Origin of the sequence: Hydrogenophaga taeniospiralis, from assembly GCF_020510445.1 — a bacterium.
In the GTDB taxonomy this organism is placed as follows: Bacteria; Pseudomonadota; Gammaproteobacteria; order Burkholderiales; family Burkholderiaceae_C; genus Hydrogenophaga.
In genome coordinates, this window is the sequence record NZ_JAHBAG010000001.1 from 399,891 (window position 1) to 418,840 (window position 18,950).

At 65.7% G+C, this 18,950-nt stretch carries 17 protein-coding genes; 3 read left to right on the forward strand and 14 right to left on the reverse strand.

Annotated features, from left to right (window positions below; all coding sequences use genetic code 11):
* Positions 1 to 25 precede the first annotated feature (25 nt).
* Positions 26 to 301, forward strand: coding sequence for a hypothetical protein (locus KIH07_RS01845; protein ID WP_226490332.1), 276 nt, complete (start codon positions 26 to 28; stop codon positions 299 to 301).
* On the opposite strand, the gene KIH07_RS01850 is transcribed toward KIH07_RS01845, so the two are convergent.
* The 10 genes from KIH07_RS01850 to KIH07_RS01895 form a co-directional block, all read right to left on the reverse strand.
* Positions 291 to 965, reverse strand: coding sequence for a carbonic anhydrase (locus KIH07_RS01850; protein WP_226490333.1), 675 nt, complete (start codon positions 963 to 965; stop codon positions 291 to 293). The genes KIH07_RS01845 and KIH07_RS01850 overlap by 11 nt on opposite strands.
* A 9-nt stretch (positions 966 to 974) precedes the next feature.
* Positions 975 to 1,808 (reverse strand): peptidylprolyl isomerase, encoded by an 834-nt coding sequence (locus tag KIH07_RS01855; protein WP_226490334.1) that lies wholly within the window; start codon positions 1,806 to 1,808, stop codon positions 975 to 977.
* Positions 1,809 to 1,826: 18 nt separating this feature from the next.
* Positions 1,827 to 2,558 carry a respiratory nitrate reductase subunit gamma gene (narI, locus tag KIH07_RS01860; protein WP_226490335.1) on the reverse strand — a complete coding sequence of 244 codons (732 nt, stop codon included), beginning with the start codon at positions 2,556 to 2,558 and terminating at the stop codon, positions 1,827 to 1,829.
* 18 nt (positions 2,559 to 2,576) lie between these two features.
* On the reverse strand, positions 2,577 to 3,269 hold the full coding sequence (gene narJ / locus KIH07_RS01865) for a nitrate reductase molybdenum cofactor assembly chaperone (protein ID WP_413465688.1): 693 nt from the start codon (positions 3,267 to 3,269) through the stop codon (positions 2,577 to 2,579).
* Positions 3,266 to 4,798: a nitrate reductase subunit beta gene (narH, locus tag KIH07_RS01870; protein WP_226490337.1), complete on the reverse strand. Its 1,533-nt coding sequence runs from the start codon at positions 4,796 to 4,798 to the stop codon at positions 3,266 to 3,268. The genes narJ and narH overlap by 4 nt, the downstream gene beginning before the upstream one ends.
* Before the next feature lie 20 nt (positions 4,799 to 4,818).
* Positions 4,819 to 8,613, reverse strand: a complete 3,795-nt coding sequence (locus KIH07_RS01875) for a nitrate reductase subunit alpha (protein WP_226490338.1) — start codon at positions 8,611 to 8,613, stop codon at positions 4,819 to 4,821.
* A 34-nt stretch (positions 8,614 to 8,647) separates the two neighbouring features.
* A complete protein-coding gene (locus KIH07_RS01880; RefSeq protein WP_226490339.1) occupies positions 8,648 to 10,309 on the reverse strand; it encodes an MFS transporter in 1,662 nt (553 codons plus the stop codon).
* 22 nt (positions 10,310 to 10,331) lie between these two features.
* Positions 10,332 to 11,600: an MFS transporter gene (locus KIH07_RS01885; protein ID WP_226490340.1), complete on the reverse strand. Its 1,269-nt coding sequence runs from the start codon at positions 11,598 to 11,600 to the stop codon at positions 10,332 to 10,334.
* Positions 11,601 to 11,760: 160 nt separating this feature from the next.
* On the reverse strand, positions 11,761 to 12,471 hold the full coding sequence (locus tag KIH07_RS01890; protein ID WP_226490341.1) for a response regulator: 711 nt from the start codon (positions 12,469 to 12,471) through the stop codon (positions 11,761 to 11,763).
* Positions 12,468 to 14,390 carry a type IV pili methyl-accepting chemotaxis transducer N-terminal domain-containing protein gene (locus tag KIH07_RS01895; protein ID WP_226490342.1) on the reverse strand — a complete coding sequence of 641 codons (1,923 nt, stop codon included), beginning with the start codon at positions 14,388 to 14,390 and terminating at the stop codon, positions 12,468 to 12,470. Before KIH07_RS01895 ends, KIH07_RS01890 begins: the two co-directional genes overlap by 4 nt.
* Positions 14,391 to 14,571: 181 nt before the next feature.
* Here KIH07_RS01895 and ccoG point away from each other — a divergent pair, with 181 nt between their 5' ends.
* Positions 14,572 to 15,996 carry a cytochrome c oxidase accessory protein CcoG gene (gene ccoG / locus KIH07_RS01900; protein WP_226490343.1) on the forward strand — a complete coding sequence of 475 codons (1,425 nt, stop codon included), beginning with the start codon at positions 14,572 to 14,574 and terminating at the stop codon, positions 15,994 to 15,996.
* Between the two features lie 191 nt (positions 15,997 to 16,187).
* Positions 16,188 to 16,586: a hypothetical protein gene (locus KIH07_RS01905; RefSeq protein ID WP_226490344.1), complete on the forward strand. Its 399-nt coding sequence runs from the start codon at positions 16,188 to 16,190 to the stop codon at positions 16,584 to 16,586.
* Here KIH07_RS01905 and KIH07_RS01910 read toward each other — a convergent pair.
* From KIH07_RS01910 to KIH07_RS01925, 4 genes are all read right to left on the reverse strand, one after another.
* Positions 16,583 to 17,023: a hypothetical protein gene (locus KIH07_RS01910; RefSeq protein ID WP_226490345.1), complete on the reverse strand. Its 441-nt coding sequence runs from the start codon at positions 17,021 to 17,023 to the stop codon at positions 16,583 to 16,585. The genes KIH07_RS01905 and KIH07_RS01910 overlap by 4 nt on opposite strands.
* Before the next feature lie 57 nt (positions 17,024 to 17,080).
* Complete coding sequence (locus KIH07_RS01915) at positions 17,081 to 17,596, reverse strand: hypothetical protein (RefSeq protein ID WP_226490346.1); 516 nt, start codon at positions 17,594 to 17,596, stop codon at positions 17,081 to 17,083.
* 93 nt (positions 17,597 to 17,689) lie between these two features.
* Complete coding sequence (locus KIH07_RS01920; protein ID WP_226490347.1) at positions 17,690 to 18,232, reverse strand: cysteine hydrolase family protein; 543 nt, start codon at positions 18,230 to 18,232, stop codon at positions 17,690 to 17,692.
* Between the two features lie 174 nt (positions 18,233 to 18,406).
* Complete coding sequence (locus KIH07_RS01925) at positions 18,407 to 18,880, reverse strand: Rrf2 family transcriptional regulator (protein WP_226490348.1); 474 nt, start codon at positions 18,878 to 18,880, stop codon at positions 18,407 to 18,409.
* Positions 18,881 to 18,950: the final 70 nt, after the last annotated feature.

The following is an 18,950-nucleotide window of genomic DNA, read 5'->3' on the forward strand; positions in this document are numbered from 1 at the left end:
CCGCGATCGACCACCGCATCAGATCATGAACGGAGCGGACGTGGCTGCCAAACGGCAACAACCCGGCTCCGCGGAGAAAAAGACCCTTGCGCTGGTCGCCATCGAAGGCGTGGCCCAGTTGCTGGTCGATACCGAACTGGCCCATGTCGGGCTTTCCGCCCCTCAGGCCGCGATGGGCGAGGCGGTCGAAAGCCATGCCGCATTTTGCCTTGACATGGGCAACCGCTCTTCGGTTGGGCCCAATTCGTGGATTATTTCCGCCCTCCCCCGAATCCATATGCATTTTTTCGTCAGTCCGTAAGGATTTGTCCATCGTGTTCCACATAAGGCTGGTAAGGCCCGGTGCCGCTGTGGGAGGCTAACGAGGCGGGCACGAACGCTCCTTGCTCTGCGTCAAACACGTGGACTTCTCCGTCCTCGATCACGTAATGCCAGCCGTGCAACGAGAGGTGGCCGACCTCCACGGCGCGGCGCACCATGGGGTAGTCCATCAGACGCTCCAGTTGCAGCACCACGGCGCGCTGCTCGGTGCGGCGCAGCGCCTCGGTACTGGCCTGTACCGGCAGCAGGGCCTCGTCGGCCAGCTTGAGCCAGGCCTTGAGCGCCACCGCCTCGTCGGGCGCGCCTTCGTAGGCGGCGCGGATGGCGCCGCAATGGCTGTGGCCGCAGACGATGATGCGCTCCACCTTCAGGTTGAGCACGGCGAACTCGATCGCGGCCATGGTGCCGTGCAGGCCGTGCGACTGGTCATAAGGCGGGATGAACGCCCCAACATTGCGCACCAAAAACAGCTCACCCGGCGCCGCACCGGTGAGCAGGTACGGCACCAGGCGCGAGTCCGAACAACCGATGAACAGCGTCTTGGGATGCTGCCCCTGCGCCACCAGATCCTGAAAACGTTGCTGGTGCCGCGGGAAATAGTCCGAATGGAAATCGCGCAGGCGCAGCAGCAGGTCGTCAGGCATGGCGGGCCATCACTGCACCAGGGGGCTGTCCGCGCCGATCAGGTCCACGCCTTCGATCTGCGCCTCCCCCACCAGCAGCTGCATGTACTGGCGCAGCGCCGTGGTGCGCGACTGCAGCAGCAGGCGCGAGGCGATCTGCTGGCGCAGTTCCTCGAACTCGGGCAGGCGGCCTTTCTTGCGGCCCAGCACTTCGATGATGTGCAGGCCGAAGCGGGTGTTGACCAGGCGCGGGTGCACGCCCATGCCCCAGCGCGAATCGCTCTGGAAAAACAGCTCGTTGGCCAGCTCGGGCGCGCAGTCGTCCGGCGTGAGCCAGCCCAGGTCGCCGCCCTGGACACTCGACGGGCAGTTGGAGAGTTCGCCGGCCAGGTGCTCGAAGCGCCCGGGCGAGACGTCCTTGCGGGTGAGTTCCAGCAACGCGGCCTCGGCGCGCAGCGTGAGCGCGTGCACGTTCACCCCCGGCGTCACGGCGAACAGGATGTGGCGCACGTGCAGCGCCTGGCCCACGATGAAGCGGCTCTTCTGGGCCGCGTAGTGGCGGCGGCATTCGTCCTCGGTGGGCTCGGGCACGCTCACCACCTGGTCGACCATGGCCTCGATGATCTGGCGCTGCGTCTCGTCGGGCGCGCGCGCGATCAGCCCACCGTAGCGCGGCAGCAGCCCGGCCCGCACGGCCTGCTGGCGCAGCAGCTCGGTGCAGGCGCGTTCGCGCAGGGTCTGGGTGTCCAGGGTCTCGCCCGGCTCGTGCAGGGCGATGCCGTTGACATGGGCAATCGCGGGCTGCGCCAGCTCGGAACAGGCGCAGGTGCTGCTGCCGCAGCCGGTGGTGGATGTTGCGTTCATGGAAAGTCTCCGGAAGCTTCAGGCGGCGCGGTCGCGCTGGCTCAGTGGCGCACGCGGCGCCATGCCCAGTCGACGGCTGCGCACCAGTTGGTAAGGGCGCACCACGTAGGCCAGCGTGCCAAAGCCGCTCCACACGTGCACCAGGCGGGTGAAGGGGAAGATCAGGAAGATGCTCATGCCCAGGAACATGTGGCCCTTGAACACCCAGCCGGCCTCGGCCAGCAGCTCGGGCGCTCCGGCGCGGAAGGTCACGATGCGCTGCGCCCACTCGGCCAGCTTCATCATCATGCCGCCGTCCAGGTGCTGGGCCGACAGCGGGATGGTGGCCAGACCCAGCGCGAACTGCAGCCACAGCAGGACCAGCAACACGATGTCGCTGGTCTTGGAGTTGACGCGGATGCGCACGTCGGAAAGCCGGCGGTGCAGCAGGATGCTCACGCCGATGAAGCCCAGCAGGCCGAACAGGCCGCCCGAGATCATGGCCATGAGCTGCTTGGCGCCGGCCGCCATGAAGGGCTCGTACACGAAGTGCGGCGTGAGCATGCCCACGCTGTGGCCGAAGAACAGGAACAGGATGCCGACGTGGAACAGGTTGCTGCCCCAGCGCAGCTGCCCGGCGCGCAGCAGCTGCGAGGAGTCGCTTTTCCAGGTGTACTGGTCGCGGTCGAAACGGATCAGGCTGCCCAGCAGGAACACGGTGAGGGCGATGTAGGGGTAGTAGCCGAAAAGGAATTGGTCAAGGGGGGTCATGAGCGTCTCCAAGGGGTCTCAAGCGGCCGCGCGGGCCGCGGGCGACTGGCGCACGATGTGGATCGGCTGCGGTTCGCCGGGGCGCGACTGGCCGCGCGTGCTGCAGCCGTCGAAGGCCTGTGGCTCGGCCCAGGCCTCGTCCATGGCTTCGTCGGCCGCGAACGGCACGGCCTGCGCCTTCTGGCCGGCCAGCTCCAGCACGGCGGCCAGCACGGCGGCGTAGGGGCTCTCGCGCTTGAGCAGGGCGCTGAAGATGGCGTTGAGGATGTGGGCCATCTCGGCGAGGAAGGCGCGCGCCAGCTGCGACGGCTGCGTGGAGGCGAACTCCAGCACCACGCAGAGGTGGTCGGGCAGTTCCTCGGGACCGAGGAACAGGCCGGCCTTCTCGTAGGTCTGCACCAGATCGATCATGGCCGGGCCGCGGTCGCGCGAGTCGCCGTGCACATGCTCGAACAGGTGCAGCGAGGTGGCGCGGCCCCGGTCGAAGGTGTCCACGTAGCGCGCCTCCACCTCGAACGGATCGAGCCGCAGCAGTTCAGCGGCCAGGGCGCGCAGCTCGGCGCGGCGCGCGACCGGCACGGCCTGCTCCTCGTCGATCACGTCAAGCAAGGCCGGCAGTTCGGCGCGCCAGGCAGCGTCCGGGTAGGCCAGCAGGCGGGCCAGGGCGCGCAGGGAATAACGGGTGTTTTTCATGGTCTTGCGCTCTTTCATACAACCGACTGGATCGGGATCGTGCGGCGCTTGTCGCCGCCGAACAGGCTCGTTTCCGAAGCGCCGTCCGAGCAGCCGTTGCCGAACGAGAAGCCGCAGCCACCGCGCAGGTCGAAGGCGTTTTCGGCGTACTCGCGGTGCGAGGTCGGGATCACGAAGCGGTCTTCGTAGTTGGCGATCGCCATCACGTGGTACATCTCCTCGACCTGCGCCACCGTGAGGCCGGTCTGCTCCAGCACCGCCAGGTTCTGCACGCCGTCGACGTGTTTGCCGCGCTGGTAGGAACGCATGGCCAGCATGCGTTCGAGCGCGCGCACCACCGGACCGGTGTCGCCGGCCGTCAGCAGGTTGGCCAGGTACTGCACGGGGATGCGCATCTGCGTGAAGTCGGGCAGCTCGCCGTTGACGCCGATCTGGCCGGCGTTGACCGCCGAGGAGATGGGCGAGAGCGGCGGCACGTACCAGACCATGGGCAGGGTGCGGTACTCGGGGTGCAGCGGCAGCGCGACCTTCCAGTCGATCGCCATCTTGTAGACCGGGCTGTTCTGCGCGCCGGTGATCCAGTTCTCGGGGATGCCGTCAAGCCGGGCCTGCTCGATCACCTTGGGGTCGTTCGGGTTGAGGAAGATGTCGAGTTGGGCCTGGTACAGGTCCTTCTCGTCTTCCACGCTGGCGGCTTCCTGGATGCGGTCGGCGTCGTACAGCACCACGCCCAGGTAGCGGATGCGGCCCACGCAGGTTTCGCTGCACACGGTGGGCTGGCCGGCCTCGATGCGCGGGTAGCAGAAGATGCACTTCTCGGCCTTGCCGGTCTGCCAGTTGTAGTAGATCTTCTTGTAGGGGCAGCCGCTCACGCACATGCGCCAGCCGCGGCACTTGTCCTGGTCGATCAGCACGATGCCGTCGTCCTCGCGCTTGTAGATCGAACCCGAGGGGCACGAGGCCACGCAGGCCGGGTTCAGGCAGTGCTCGCACAGGCGCGGCAGGTACATCATGAAGGTGTTCTCGAACTGGCCCACCATGTCTTTCTGGACCTGCTCGAAGTTCGCCAGGTTGGCGTCCTTGCTGCGCTTGCTGAACTCACCGCCCAGGATCTCTTCCCAGTTCGGACCCCACTCGATCTTCTCCATGCGCTGGCCGGTGATCAGGCTGCGCGGGCGCGCGGTCGGCGGCGCCTTGGTCTCGGCGGCCGACTGCAGGTGGTCGTAGTCGAAGGTGAAGGGCTCGTAGTAGTCGTCGATCTGTGGCAGGTTGGGGTTGGAGAAGATGCGCATGAGCAGCTTCCACTTGCCGCCCTGCTTGGGCTCGATGGAGCCGTCGGCCTTGCGCACCCAGCCTCCGTTCCACTTGTCCTGGTTCTCCCACTCCTTGGGGTAACCGATGCCGGGCTTGGTCTCGACGTTGTTGAACCAGGCGTATTCCACGCCGGGGCGGCTGGTCCAGACGTTCTTGCAGGTGACCGAACAGGTGTGGCAACCGATGCATTTGTCCAGGTTCAGCACCATGGCGATTTGGGCACGAACTTTCATGTTGTTTTCTCCTGTGCTGATCAAGCCTGAACGGTGTCGGTGCCCTGGCCGTCGAGCCAGTCGATCTTGCGCATCTTGCGCACGATGACGAACTCGTCGCGGTTGGTGCCGATGGTTCCGTAGTAGTTGAAGCCGTAGCTGAACTGCGCGTAGCCGCCGATCATGTGGGTGGGCTTGGTGACGATGCGGGTGACCGAGTTGTGGATGCCGCCGCGTGTGCCGGTGATCTCCGAGCCGGGGGTGTTGATGATCTTTTCCTGCGCGTGGTACATGAGCACCATGCCCGGGTTCACGCGCTGGCTCACCACCGCGCGCGCCGCGATGGCGCCGTTGGCGTTGAACAGTTCCACCCAGTCGTTGTCCTCGATGCCGGCGCCCTTGGCGTCGTCTTCGCTCAGCCAGATCACCGGGCCGCCGCGGTTGAGCGTGAGCATGTGCAGGTTGTCGCTGTACGTGCTGTGGATGCCCCACTTCTGGTGCGGCGTGATGAAGTTGAGCGAGATCTCCTTGTTGCCGTTGGGCTTGCGGTCGATCATGTCGCCCACCGTCTTCAGGTCCACCGGCGGGCGGTAGCTGGTGAGGCCTTCACCGAAGGCGATCATCCAGGGGTGGTCCAGGTAGAAGTGCTGGCGGCCGGTGAGGGTGCGCCATGGGATCAGCTCGTGCACGTTGGTGTAGCCGGCGTTGTAGGACACCTTCTCGGATTCGAGGCCGGACCAGGTCGGGCTGGAGATGATCTTGCGCGGCTGGGCCTGGATGTCGCGGAAACGGATCTTCTCGTCTTCGCGGTGCAGCGCCAGGTGGGCGTGTTCGCGGCCGGTGATCTTGCTGAGCGCTTCCCAGGCCTTCACCGCCACGTGGCCGTTGGTCTCGGGCGCGAGTTGCAGCACCACCTCGCAGGCGTCGATGTCGCTCTCGATGCGGGCCATGCCCTGGGTCACACCCTCGGCCTTGACGGTGCCGTTGAGCTCCTTGAGCTGCGCCACCTCGGTGTCGGTGTTCCAGCCGATGCCCTTGCCGCCGTTGCCCGCTTTTTCCATCAGCGGGCCCAGGGCCGTGAAGCGCTTGTAGGTGTTGGGGTAGTCGCGCACCACCACCTGGATCTGCGGCGCGGTCTTGCCGGGGATCAGCTCGCACTCGCCCTTGCTCCATTCCTTCACGTCAAACGGCTGGGCCAGTTCGGCGGGGGTGTCGTGCATCAGCGGCGTGAGCACCACCTCGCGCTCCACGCCCAGGTGGCCGACGCAGACCTCGCTGTAGGCCTTGGCGAAACCCTTGTAGATGTCCCAGTCGCTCTTGCTCTGCCAGGCCGGGTCCACCGCGGTGGACAGCGGGTGGATGAAGGGGTGCATGTCGCTGGTGTTGAGGTCGTTCTTCTCGTACCAGGTGGCGGTGGGCAACACGATGTCGGAGTACAGACAGGTGGTGCTCATGCGGAAGTCCAGCGTGACCAGCAGGTCCAGCTTGCCCTCGGGTGCCTTGTCGTGCCAGGCCACTTCCTTGGGTTTGGCCTCGTCGACCCCCAGGTCCTTGCCCTGCACGCCGTGGGTGGTGCCCAGCAGGTGCTTGAGGAAGTATTCGTGGCCCTTGCCGCTGGAGCCCAGCAGGTTGGAGCGCCAGACGAACAGGTTGCGCGGCCAGTTCAACGGGTTGTCCGGATCTTCGCAGCTCATCTTGAGCGTGCCGTCCTTCAGGCCCTGGACGGCGTAGTCCTTGGGGTCCATGCCGGCGGCGGTGGCATCTTTCACCACCTGCATCGGGTTGGTCTGCAGCTGCGGCGCGCTGGGCAGCCAGCCCATGCGTTCGGCGCGCACGTTGTAGTCGATCAGGCTGCCGCCGAACTTGGTCTTGTCGGCCAGCGGCGAGAGGATTTCTTCCACGCCCAGCTTTTCGTAGCGCCACTGGTCGGTGTGGGCGTAGAAGAAACTGGTGCTGTTCATCTGGCGCGGCGGGCGCACCCAGTCCAGCGCGAAGGCCAGCGCGGTCCAGCCAGTCTGCGGGCGCAGCTTCTCCTGGCCCACGTAGTGCGACCAGCCGCCGCCGCTCTGGCCGATACAGCCGCACATCATCAGCATGTTGATGATGCCGCGGTAGTTCATGTCGCAGTGGTACCAGTGGTTCATGGCCGCGCCGATGATGACCATGGACTTGCCGCGGGTCTTGTCGGCGTTGTCGGCGAACTGGCGCGCCACGGCGATCACCTGGTCGCGTTTCACGCCGGTGATCTTTTCCTGCCAGGCGGGGGTGTAGGGGGTGTCGTCGTCGTAGCTGGCGGCACCCGTGTCGCCGGGCAGGCCGCGGTTGACGCCGTAGTTGGCGACCGTCAGGTCGAACACCGTGGCGACCAGCGCGTAGCGCTCTTCACCGGCCTTGCCCAGCTTGACGCGGCGCACCGGCACCTGGCGCACCAGCACGTCGGCCACCGCGCCGGCCTGCTTGTTGGCGCTGAAGTTGGGGGTGTCGATGCCACCGAAATACGGGAACCCGACCTCGCCCACCTGGTAGTCGGGCTGCACGCCCTCCATCAGGCTGAGCTTGAGCTGCACGGTCTCGCCGTTGCGCGCTTCGCGGTTCTCCAGGTTCCACTGGCCGGCGTCTTCGGTGCCCTCGGCGCCCCAGCGGAAACCGATGGAACCGTTGGGCAGCACGATTTTGTCGTGCTCGTCGATGGCGACCGTCTTCCACTCGGGGTTGTGCTCCTGCCCGAGCTTGCCGTTGAAGTCGCTGGCGCGCAGGTAGCGCCCCGGCACCAGCACCGTGCGGCCGTCGGGCAGGGTGCGCTCTTCGAGCTGCACCAGGTTGGGCATGTCGGTGTAGCGGCGCACGTAGTCGTCGAAGTACGCCGAGCGCTTGTCGAAATAGAACTCCTTCAGGATCACGTGGCCCATGGCCATGGCCACGGCCGCGTCGGTGCCCTGCTTGGGGTGCATCCAGAGGTCGCAGAGCTTGCTGATCTCGGCGTAGTCGGGCGTGATCGCCACCGTCTTGGCGCCCTTGTAGCGCACCTCGGTGAAGAAGTGGGCGTCGGGCGTTCGGGTCTGGGGCACGTTGGAGCCCCAGGCGATGATGAAGGTGGAGTTGTACCAGTCGGCCGACTCGGGCACGTCGGTCTGCTCGCCCCACACCTGCGGGCTGGACGGCGGCAAGTCGCAGTACCAGTCGTAGAAGCTCATGCACACGCCGCCGATCAGCGACAGGTAGCGCGAGCCCGCGGCATAGCTCACCATGGACATGGCGGGGATGGGCGAGAAGCCGAGCACGCGGTCGGGCCCGTACTTCTTGGCGGTGTAGACGTTGGCGCTGGCGATGAGCTGGTTCACCTCGTCCCAGGTGCTGCGCACGAAGCCGCCCAGGCCGCGCTGCTGCTGCCATTCGCGCCGGGCTTCGTCGTTCTGCACGATGGCGGCCCAGGCATCGACCGGGCTCTTGGCCACGGCCAGCGCGGCACGCCAGTGCTTGAGCAGGCGCGCGCGGACCATGGGGTACTTCACGCGGTTGGCGCTGTACAGGTACCAGGAATACGAAGCGCCGCGGGCGCAGCCGCGCGGCTCGTGGTTGGGCAGGTCGGCGCGGGTGCGCGGGTAGTCGGTCTGCTGGGTTTCCCAGGTGACGATGCCGCCCTTGACGTAGATCTTCCACGAGCAGGAGCCCGTGCAGTTCACGCCGTGGGTGGAGCGCACGATCTTGTCGTGGGCCCAGCGGTCCCGGTAGGCGTCTTCCCAGGTGCGGTCTTCGCCGGTGGTGACGCCGTGGTCACCCGAGAAGGCTTCCTTCGGGGCGGAAAAATGGTTCAGACGGTCGAGAAAATGGCTCATGTGTGTCTCCGGAAAATGGGGGCGGTGCGCGGGCTCAGGGGTTCTTGATCTCTGCACCAGCGCGCAGATAGAACCACCAGTTCAGCACCAGGCAGACGGCGTAGAAGATGGCGAAGCCGTACATCGCGAGCTGCGGTGTGCCGGCCTTGATCTGGGCGCCGATCACCACCGGGGCGATGAAGGCACCGTAGGCGGCGACGGCCGAGGTCCACCCCAACACGGGGCCGGCCTGCTGGCGGTCGAAGATGACGCCGATGGTGCGGAAGGTGGAGCCGTTGCCGATGCCGCTGGCCACGAACAGCGCGATGAAGAGGCCAAGGAAGGCCGGGAAGTACTGCTCGGGCGTGGCCGAGCCGTAGGCCTGCATCATCACGTAGCCCACCGCACCCGAGGCGAACACCATCACGGCGGAGATGATCTGCGTGACGATGGAACCGCCCACCTTGTCGGAGATCCAGCCGCCCACCGGGCGCACGGCGGCGCCGACGAAGGGGCCGATCCAGGCGTAGGTGAGGGCCGAGGGAGCGTTCGGATTCTTCAGCGTGTGCGTCATCACGCCGGCCGCGTCGGCCACGTGCTGGAAGCCGAAGATCACGGTGATGGCCAGGGGCAGCACCATCGAGAAGCCGATGAAGGAACCGAAGGTGACGATGTAGAGCGCCGTGAGCGACCAGGTGTGCTTGTTGCGGAAGATGGCGAACTGCTTGCTCACGTTCTCCTTCATCGAACCGAACGCGGCCAGCTTCATCATCAGCAGCGCCAGGATGATGTCCAGCGGAATGGCCACCCACATGTTGAGCAGGCCCAGGCCGGTGGGTGCCGGCAGGTAGAGCCAGAGGATGAAGATGGCCGGCACGAAGGCCAGGGTGTAGAGGTAGGTGACCTTGGCGAAGGCGCCCACCGGGTGGCCGGCTTCGGGCGACACCGTCTTCAGGTTGTTCATGCCGAACCAGGCCAGGATCGACAGCGGCACCAGCGAGAGCACCCAGGCAAAGCCGGCGTTCTGGATCCAGGTGGGGGTGCCGGCGGCGATCTTGCCGAAGATCCAGCCGCTGTCTTTCACCAGCGTCATGGACTCACCGCCGAAGGCGCCCAGCAGCGGCAGCGTCATCACCAGCGGGATGACGATCTGCATGGTGGTGACACCGAAGTTGCCCAGGCCCGCGTTCAGGCCCAGCGCCGTGCCCTGCAGCCGCTTCGGAAAGAAGGTGCTGATGTTGGACATGGAGCTGGCGAAGTTGCCGCCGCCCACGCCCGACCACAGCGCCAGCAGCTGGAACACCCACAGCGGCCACTCGGGGTGCTGCAGCGCCACGCCGGTGCCGATGGCCGGAGCCAGCAGCATGGCGGTGGTGAGGAAGATGGTGTTGCGGCCACCGGCCAGGCGCACCAGGAAGGACGCCGGGATGCGCATGGTGGCGCCGGAGATGCCGGAGATGGCGGTCAGCGTGAACAGCTCGGCCTGGGTGAAGGGGAAGCCCAGGTTGAGCATCTGCACGGTGATGATGCCCCACATGCCCCAGACGGCGAAGCCGCAGAGCAGCGCGGGCACCGAGATCCAGAGGTTGCGGTAGGCGATCTTCTTGCCGGTGCTTTCCCAGAAGCGCTCGTCTTCGGGCCGCCAGTCAGAGATGTCCGCGCCCTGGCCGCTGGCAACAGCAACCGAGGCAGGCAGGGGGTTTGCTTTGGTGTTCATGGTGGGGTTCCTGACGGTGGAGTCAGTTCTGGAAGGAAAAGGATTTGGCTTCTGTGCCCATGACCTGGGCCTTGCGCACCTCGGTCCAGTACATCCAGATCAGCGAGACCCAGACCACGCCGTACATCAGCATGAAGGCGCTGGAGCGGATGCCGGTGAGGTCCATCAGGGCGCCGAACATGATGGGCAGCACGAAGCCCCCCAGGCCGCCGGCCAGGCCGACGATGCCGCTGATGGCGCCGATGTTCTTGGGGTAGTCGTCGCTGATGTACTTGAAGACACTGGCCTTGCCGAAGGCCCAGGAGATGCCCAGGATGAACATCAGGCCGGTGAAGAGATAGACGTTCAGGCCAATGTGGAAGGTCCTGGGGCCGTTCACGGTGAGCACGGTGAAGTCGGTCTGCGGGTAGGACAGCAGGAACAGGCAGATCCAGCTCACCCACATCACCCACCAGGTGACCTTGTGCGCGCCGAACTTGTCCGACATCACGCCGCCGATGGCGCGCAGCACGCCGCCGGGCAGCGAGAAGCAGGCGGCCAGCAGGGCGGCCACGCGGATGTCCAGCCCGAACTCGCCCACGTAGTACTGCACCATCCACAGCGAGAGCGCCACGTAGCCGCCGAACACGATGCTGTAGTACTGGCAGTACTTGAGCACCTTGGGGTCTTTCAGCGCCTTGAGCTGGTCGGTGAACTTCACGTTGCTCGGCACCAGGTGCGAGGAGTCGCTGTGGCTGAAGAGCCAGAAAAGGATCACCGTGCCCAGCATGATGGCCGCGTAGACCTGCGGCACCATGGTCCAGCCAAAGGCCACCAGCAACACCGGCGCCACGAACTTGTTGACCGCCGCGCCCGAGTTGCCCGCGCCGTACACGCCCATGGCCATGCCCTGGCGGTTTTTCGGGAACCAGCGCGCCACGTAGGGCGTGCCGACCGAGAAGGAGCCGCCGGCCAGGCCGACGAAGAGGCCGATGGTGAGGAAATGCCAGTAGGCGGTGGCGTAGCTCATGAGCCAGATCGCGGGCACGGTGAGCGCCATCAGGAGCGCCATCACGATGCGGCCGCCGTAGCGGTCGGTCCAGATGCCCAGGGGTACGCGCACCAGCGAGCCGGTGAGCACCGGCGTGGCCATGAGCAGGCCGAACTGGGTGGAGTTGAGGTCGAGCGCCTTCTTGATCGGAATGCCGATGACGCCGAACATCATCCAGACCATGAAGCACACGGTGAAGGCCAGCGTGCTGACGATCAGCACCGACCAGGCTTTTCTTTCGTTTCGAAGTTCAGAGGCCATGTTCTTTCTCCAGAGACATGGCATGACTGTCGGCGCTGTAGGGTTTTTCCGGTATCCACCGGTGGGACACCCGACCCTCGCCAGACGGACGATGGGGGCACCGGCCCCCATCGTCCTGAAGAACTACCTCGGCGCCTGATTCACCGGGTCTTGACCCAGATCAACCCAGGCCGCGACCGGCCGCGTATACCGCCGCCTGCACGCGGGAGGTCAGATTGAGCTTGCGCAGGATGTGCTGCACGTGAATCTTGACCGTGGTCTCGGCGATGTCGAGGTCGCGCGCGATCTGCTTGTTGCTGCCACCGCGCGCGATCAGCGCCAGGATCTCGCGCTCGCGCGCCGAGAGCTTGTCGATGCCCGGGTCGGGCTTGGCCTCGGGCGCCGGGACCAGGGTCGACAAGGCCGCCGGGCCCGTGTCCGCCGCCGCCGGCTGGCCGCGGAACATGCTGAAGAGCTTGCCCATCATCGCCGGGCTGACCACCGATTCGCCGTCAAGCACCTTGACGATGGCGTCGCACAGCTGGTCGGACTCCACCGTCTTGAGCAGGTAACCGTCGGCCCCGGCCTGCAGCGCGGCGGCCAGGTCGGCCTCGTTCTCGCTCACGGTGAGCATCAGGATGCGGGTGCCCGGCGCCGCGTCTTTCAGGGCCGCCACGCCGTCCACCCCGCGCACCCCGGGCAGGTGGTTGTCGAGCAGGATCAGGTCGGGCCGCTGCTGCGCCACGCCGCGCAGCGCCTCGCCCACGTCGGCGGCCTCGCAGACCACGTCGAAACGCTCGTCCTGTTGCAGCAGCGCTTTCAGGCCACGGCGGAACAGGGAGTGGTCGTCCACCAGCATCAGCTGGATACGGGGCGGGGGCGTCTGGATCATGGGGTGGTGGCAATGCCGTTGAGGTTGAGGCCGAGCGTGGCCACCGGGCTGGCGGTCACCGGGTAGGGCGGCAGGGTCAGGGTGACCGCTGTGCCCTGGCCGGCGCTGGACACCACCGCCACCTCGGCGCCGATGCGCTGGGCCCGCTCACGCATGATCTTCAGACCCACGTGCGAAGCACCGCGGGTGTGCTGGGGGTCGAAACCGCTGCCGTTGTCGCGCACCGTGAAGCGCCACTGCGAGCCCTTGGCCACGTCCAGGCTGACGTGGCTGGCGCCCGCGTGCTTGCGCACGTTGGACAGCGCCTCCTGCAGCACGTGCAGCACCTGCACCTGCACGTCGGCCGGCAGCGGCAGGCCGTCGCCTTCGACCTGCAGGCGGGTTGGCAGGCCGGTCTGGTGCTGGAACTTCTGCAGCGTCTCCTGCAGCGCGGCCTCGATGTCGTCGGTGTTGGTGCGGGTGCGGAAATGCACCAGCAGCTCGCGCACGTCGTTGATGCTCTCGCGCAGGCCCACGTCGAGCTCGTCGAGCGTGGCGTCCACCTGCTGCGGCTGCTGCTTCTGCACCGCCGTGCGCAGCAGCTGCACCTGGATCTTCAGGAACGCCAGCGACTGCGCAATGGAGTCGTGCAGCTCGCGCGCGATCAGCGCGCGCTCCTCGCCCACCGCGGCCTCGCGCTCCAGCGCGGCCGCGCGCAAGCCTTCGAGCGAACTCGCCAGGTGGCTGGCCAGCGCGTCGAGCAGGCCGATCTCGTCCACGTTGAGGCTGACCTCGCTGCGGAAGAACAGATCGATCTCGCCGATCAGGCGGTGCTGCAGCCGCACCGGCACGCTGACCAGGCTCTGGTAGCCCGCGCGCGCGCAGTGGCGCATGGGCGCCTCGTCGTGGCTGTGGATGGGGATGACCCGGGTGCGCGCGTCGGACTTGAGCGCGCCGCAGGCGCAGGCCCCGGCCAGCAGGCTGCGCTCTTCGTCCACCATGTCCTGCGGAAAACAGTCGGACGCCAGCATCAGGTAGCGCTGGTTGGCCTCGTCGGACCAGCGCACCGCCACCGCGTCGGCCTTCACCACCTGGCGCACGCGCTGCGAGAACCCGCGCGAAAGCTCCTCGATGGTGTTGGCGCCGGCCAGGAAGGCGCTCACCTCGTACAACGCCTCCAGCCGCGCGCGCTGCGCTTCGATGCGCTGCGTCTTGACCTGCACCTTGCTCTCCAGCCCTTCGTAGAGCGACTGCAGCGTGGCGGCCATGCGGTTGAAGCCGGCGGCCACCTGGCCGAATTCGTCGTGCGTGTCCACGTTGACCCGCACCGCGAAGTCGCCCGTCTCCAGCTGGCGCAGCCCCCCGCGCAAATGCCCCAGCGGGTTGATCACGTACAGGTAGCCGGTGTAGAGCATCACCACGGCGGCGGCAATGGCCAGCGCCATCATGAGGAACTGGAACAGGTTGAGGATGGCCGTGAAGCCCGAGAGGTGGTTTTCGATCGACTGCACGAAGCGGTCGATGCCGGTGACGAAGGCCTCGGCCGCGTGCATGGACTGCTGGGCGTCCAGCGGGCCGTCCCGCAGCCACAGCCCGCGCTGCACCTGCCAGAGCGATTCCACGTTGGCGAACTCGCGCTCGACCTCGTCGTCCCAGGGCACGAACAACGGGCGGCTCGGATCGCCGGCGCGCAGCAGGCCCAGGCTCTGGTCGAACTGCGCCACCAGCGCCGCCACCTCGGGCGCCGGCAGCCCGGCCTGCACCGCGCTGGTCAGGCGCCAGGTCTGCATGCGCATGCGCCCGGCCTCGTTGACCGCCGCGGCACCGCCTTCGAGCTGCCAGGTCACCCACAGGGTCAACCCGATCGAGGCCAGCGCCACGATGAGCAGGCCCGCGCCGATGCGCACCAGCTTGGTCGACAGGGAGGCGGTGGATTTCATGCGCATAGGTTAGCGGCTTTCGGCGCGACTGCGCGGCTTTGTGCCCGCGCCGAGGGCGGGCTTGCGCCCCGCCCGGGCCGGATACCCGGTCGCCAGCCTGGGGTATTTTAGATTCATTTAAAATGCATATTAAATCCAGGCCACCGCCCCCGCCCGGGCCGGCCCCACTGAAACACCCGCCATGCCACCCGCCTCCCCGATCGCCGCCAAGCCGGTGCTGTTCTCCATGGTGGAGGACACCCGCAAGATCTACCCGCGCTCGGTCACGGGCCGCTTCGCGCGCTGGCGCTGGATGATGGTGTGGCTGACGCAGCTGGTGTTCTACGGCATACCCTGGCTGACCTGGAACGGGCGCCAGGCCGTGCTGTTCGACTTGGAGCAGCGGCATTTCTACATCTTTGGCCTGGTCCTGCAGCCCCAGGACTTCATCTACCTGGCCGCGCTGCTGGTGCTCTCGGCGCTGGCGCTGTTCTTCTTCACCGCCCTGGCCGGCCGGCTCTGGTGCGGCTACGCCTGCCCGCAGACCGTCTACACCGAGATCTTTCTCTGGGTCGAGCGCCACCTGGAGGGCGACCGCAGCGCACGCATGCGCCTGGACGCCCAATCCTGGGGCGCCACCAAGCTGCTGCGCAAAGGCGGCAAACAACTGGCCTGGCTCGCCATCGCACTGTTCACCGGCTTCACCTTCGTGGGCTACTTCATGCCCATCCAAGGCCTCACCGCGCAGGCCCTGGCACTGCAGCTCTCGCCCTGGGCCACCTTCTGGGTGTTCTTCTACGGTTTCGCCACCTACGGCAACGCCGGTTTCCTGCGCGAGCAGGTGTGCAAACAGATGTGCCCCTACGCACGTTTCCAGAGTGCGCTGATCGACATGGATTCCATGGTGATCGCCTACGACGCCGGCCGCGGCGAAAACCGCGGCGCCCGCCCGCGCAAGGCCAATCCGAAAGCGCTGGGCCTGGGCGACTGCGTGGACTGCACCCTGTGCGTGCAGGTCTGCCCCACGGGCATCGACATCCGCAACGGCCTGCAGAACGAATGCATCGCCTGCGCCGCCTGCATCGACGTCTGCGACGACGTCATGGGCAAGATGGGCTACGCCCCCGGGCTGATCCGCTATTCCTCGGGCAACGGCATCGAAAAAGGCTGGAACCGCACCCGCATGCTGCGCCGCGTCTGGCGCCCGCGCGTGCTCATCTATGGTGCCCTGCTGCTGGTGCTGGGCACGGCCTTCGTGTGGAGCCTGTCAAACCGCAACGACTTCGTGGTGGCCGTCAGCCGCGACCGCGGCGCGCTCGCGCGCATGGTGGGCAACGGCAACATCGAAAACACCTACCGCCTGCAGATCACCAACAGCACCGAACAGCCCCAGCGCTACACCGCCAGCGTCTCGGGCGTGGAAGGCCTGCGGCTGGACACAGACGCCAGCCTGACCGTGGCCGCCACCAGCACCGGCGACCAGGCCCTGCGCCTGGTGCTGCCCGCCACCACGGCACAGGCCCACAGCGGCCAGACGCTGGCGGTGGTGTTCCAGATCGGGCCCGACACGGGCGGCGCGCGCGAGCCGGTTCAGGTGAAGAGCACGTTCATCGTGCCGCGGTATTGATGAGGTGACGTGCCGCGTTAAGTCTCGATTGACTCACACGTATCTATGCCGGTAAGACCGGAAGACTGAATAGCCGCAGCAAGGATCGCCCCGCACAGTATGAGGGGGCTGGCCTCATTGTTGGACCCAAAGTACCAGTCCGAAAAGGCCAGTTCGTTGTCCGCAAGATGAGCGATTGGTTGAAGCGCGATATGGCTATACCCAACAACATCCAGATGGCGGTCACAGCCGGCGCATGGCCGCAGGCGCTGCGCCCCAATAGCCGAATAATCCAGATGGAGCGGCTGGCTACATTTGAGTTGGTAGAAGCCGGGTGTGGCTGGGAGGCCAGTGAAACGCATTCTGGAGCCGCCGAGCGATTGATACAGCAACCGAAAACTGTCACTGACGATCACAGCGCCGTCATAGCAGCAAGAGATGTCAAAGCGCCGCTTGCGGAGCCGAAATGCTGGATTTGTGAAGTCAGGATCGGTGCGATAGCCACAGGTCGCGCACGTTGGAACTCCACAGACGGGATCGACACGGTCGCACGAGCCCACCATGTACGAACCATTGTCTTTTGGGGCTATATGGAAGAGCATGGTGGTTAGGTCTTTGCGAGGAAGGCTTCGGCATCTCCGGCCTCACACTCCCAGTGAGCAAAGACTCCAATGAGACTGCATTTCGTGCATAAACAACCAATGTAGTTCCAGCGAACATCGTTGCTTGCTGCGTATAGAGCGACGCCGGACAGCAGTTGAAAAGTTTCGCTATCGCAAACACACTCATGGCTTTCGAATTTCGCTTCGCTTGCGTACTCCGCGCTGTCTCCCATCAAATGGGACGTCTCGCATGCCACGCATATGCGTCTGGCGGCACCTTCGTCTTCATCGGTTTCGAGCTTGAAGGTGCGGCTCCCGCATGAGCACACAGATTCGGAAAACTTGGTGGCTGCATAGCCGTTCAGCTTGCTGAAGCGAACCAACTCGTACTTGAGGTCTTCCAGTGTTGCCCCGTACCAGTACTTGCCCTTTTTTTGCCGTGCCATTGGGATAATTTGACGTTGTGGTTTGAGTTGCGCGGAATTCGAGCGAAGGGGCGTGCATCATGCGGCATCCCTAAGTCGGGCAACCAGCTTCTCGCAGGCCTGACGCAAGAGGGCCTCCATCTCGCTTCGTCGAGCTGGCCGCTCCAGACCCACCAGAACGCGCCAAGACAGCGCTCTGTTCAGATACACGGGCCAAGGCATTTTCTGAGTGACATGGAAGGTCGTCTTCGTCTTGTTCGATTGAAGATCGAAGAGCCTTGCCGCGAGACGAATTTTGAGCCTCCAATACATGGGAAGGCCGACCGCATCCAGCGACAGGTCTGTTGCGCTCCCAAACCGATAGCCTTGCAAAACGACATCGAAGGCCATGTCTGTTGACCGTGGCGCCTCGACCGTGGCAGCCATTGGGAAAGAAAGCAACTCGGTGAGCTCGACGAGAAGTGCTCGATCGAGCGCGGGAGGTGCACCACCGGGCAGACTCTCCAGATGGCGGATCAAGTTGCGGCCCGTGGTGATACTCAGCGCACCGAGAAACAGTCGCGCTGGCTCACGCTTCAACAACTTGCGGAACACTGAGCTACTCCCCTGGCGCCCAACGTTTTGGCAAGAGATGTGCTCCGTTCAGAGGCTGTTGCTGGGCGATGGACGCTGTGACAACCCTGCCTTTCATAAGGCATCGATCTTCACTTCGTCCGAGGGAACTGCCACGGCCCGAGGCCCGAAGCTGGTGATGTTGGCCAGCGTTTCGTTGTGGTGAGCCGTGATCTGTGCGGCCGACAAGACGGCGTTGTCCACGGTGGAGTGGGCATCCGACACGAGCGTGACCGGATAACCAAGGGCAAGCGCCCTGCGAGTCGTGGTGTCCACACAGAATTCGCTCTGAAAACCACAGATCACCAGCTTCGTCACCCCGTGTGCCTGCAGGATGGCCTGCAAGTCTGTGTTGTGAAACGAATCCGTTGCCCGCTTGCGGAGGCGTATGTCGGTGGGTTGAACATCCAGCCCGGCGGCAAGGCCCCAGCCCTCCGTTCCGTACTCCAGCGGGCTGCCCGGCGCTTCGTGCTGGATCACAACGACCGGTGCGCCAGCTTCGCGCGTCTTTCTGGCGACAACGTTGATGCGATCAATGACGCGTCTGGACTCAAAGGCCGCGTGCTCGCCGGAACACAGGGCGTGCTGAACATCGATGATGAGAAGAGCGGTGGTCATGGTATGTCTTGATGCCTGATTGGCTGTTTTCCGGCCGCGGGCTGGACCCCGTGCGCGAAGGCAGCCGCGAATCGCACTATAAGCCGGCGGGCGGCGCAGGCCTGCGCCCATTGGGCGCGCTTCTTGTTGTGAACCAGCTTCCCGCAGCCCCATTGAAGAGACCGCTGAACCGCCCTACAAATCAGGCATCCCCGGGATGTGCTTCAGCTGCACAACCTTGCGCACACCGGCGCCCGGGGGCATGGGTTCGAGCAGGTCGGCCAGGGTCACGCCGTCGAGTTCCGCGAGGTAGCGGTCCATCGCCTTTTGCAGCGTGCCCTTGAGCCGGCAGTAGCCTTCGAGCCGGCAGGTGTTGTGCTCGGCGCTGAAGCATTCGACCAGGGTGAAGTCGGTCTCGGTCTGGCGGACCACGTCGCCCAGCACGATCAGGTGCGCCGGCTTGAGCAGGCGCAGGCCGCCGCCCCGCCCGCGCGTGGTCTCCAGCAGGCCCAGGCCGGAGAGCGTCATCACGATCTTGGTGAGGTGGCTGCGCGAAATGCCGTGCGCCCCGGCGATCTCGCTGATGGTGGCGGGCTTCTCGCGCTGCGTGCAGGCCGCGCAATACATCAGCACGCGCAGGCTGTAGTCGGTCCAGTGGGTCAGTCGCATGCGGTGATCTCCCGGGGCCGGTGGGTCATCGTTCTTTCGGATACCCCGTGTTGTTCTGTGGAAATATTCA

Coding starts and splice junctions, on each gene's coding strand:
- KIH07_RS01880 (WP_226490339.1), bottom strand. CDS start 10,309: ATGAACACCAAAGCAAACCCCCTGCCTGCCTCGGTTGCTGTTGCCAGC.
- narH (WP_226490337.1), bottom strand. CDS start 4,798: ATGAAAGTTCGTGCCCAAATCGCCATGGTGCTGAACCTGGACAAATGC.
- KIH07_RS01875 (WP_226490338.1), bottom strand. CDS start 8,613: ATGAGCCATTTTCTCGACCGTCTGAACCATTTTTCCGCCCCGAAGGAA.
- KIH07_RS01885 (WP_226490340.1), bottom strand. CDS start 11,600: ATGGCCTCTGAACTTCGAAACGAAAGAAAAGCCTGGTCGGTGCTGATC.
- ccoG (WP_226490343.1), top strand. CDS start 14,572: ATGCCACCCGCCTCCCCGATCGCCGCCAAGCCGGTGCTGTTCTCCATG.
- narJ (WP_413465688.1), bottom strand. CDS start 3,269: ATGAAAGAGCGCAAGACCATGAAAAACACCCGTTATTCCCTGCGCGCC.
- KIH07_RS01895 (WP_226490342.1), bottom strand. CDS start 14,390: ATGAAATCCACCGCCTCCCTGTCGACCAAGCTGGTGCGCATCGGCGCG.
- KIH07_RS01850 (WP_226490333.1), bottom strand. CDS start 965: ATGCCTGACGACCTGCTGCTGCGCCTGCGCGATTTCCATTCGGACTAT.
- KIH07_RS01855 (WP_226490334.1), bottom strand. CDS start 1,808: ATGAACGCAACATCCACCACCGGCTGCGGCAGCAGCACCTGCGCCTGT.
- narI (WP_226490335.1), bottom strand. CDS start 2,558: ATGACCCCCCTTGACCAATTCCTTTTCGGCTACTACCCCTACATCGCC.
- KIH07_RS01920 (WP_226490347.1), bottom strand. CDS start 18,232: ATGACCACCGCTCTTCTCATCATCGATGTTCAGCACGCCCTGTGTTCC.
- KIH07_RS01925 (WP_226490348.1), bottom strand. CDS start 18,880: ATGCGACTGACCCACTGGACCGACTACAGCCTGCGCGTGCTGATGTAT.
- KIH07_RS01845 (WP_226490332.1), top strand. CDS start 26: ATGAACGGAGCGGACGTGGCTGCCAAACGGCAACAACCCGGCTCCGCG.
- KIH07_RS01890 (WP_226490341.1), bottom strand. CDS start 12,471: ATGATCCAGACGCCCCCGCCCCGTATCCAGCTGATGCTGGTGGACGAC.
- KIH07_RS01905 (WP_226490344.1), top strand. CDS start 16,188: ATGGCTATACCCAACAACATCCAGATGGCGGTCACAGCCGGCGCATGG.
- KIH07_RS01910 (WP_226490345.1), bottom strand. CDS start 17,023: ATGGCACGGCAAAAAAAGGGCAAGTACTGGTACGGGGCAACACTGGAA.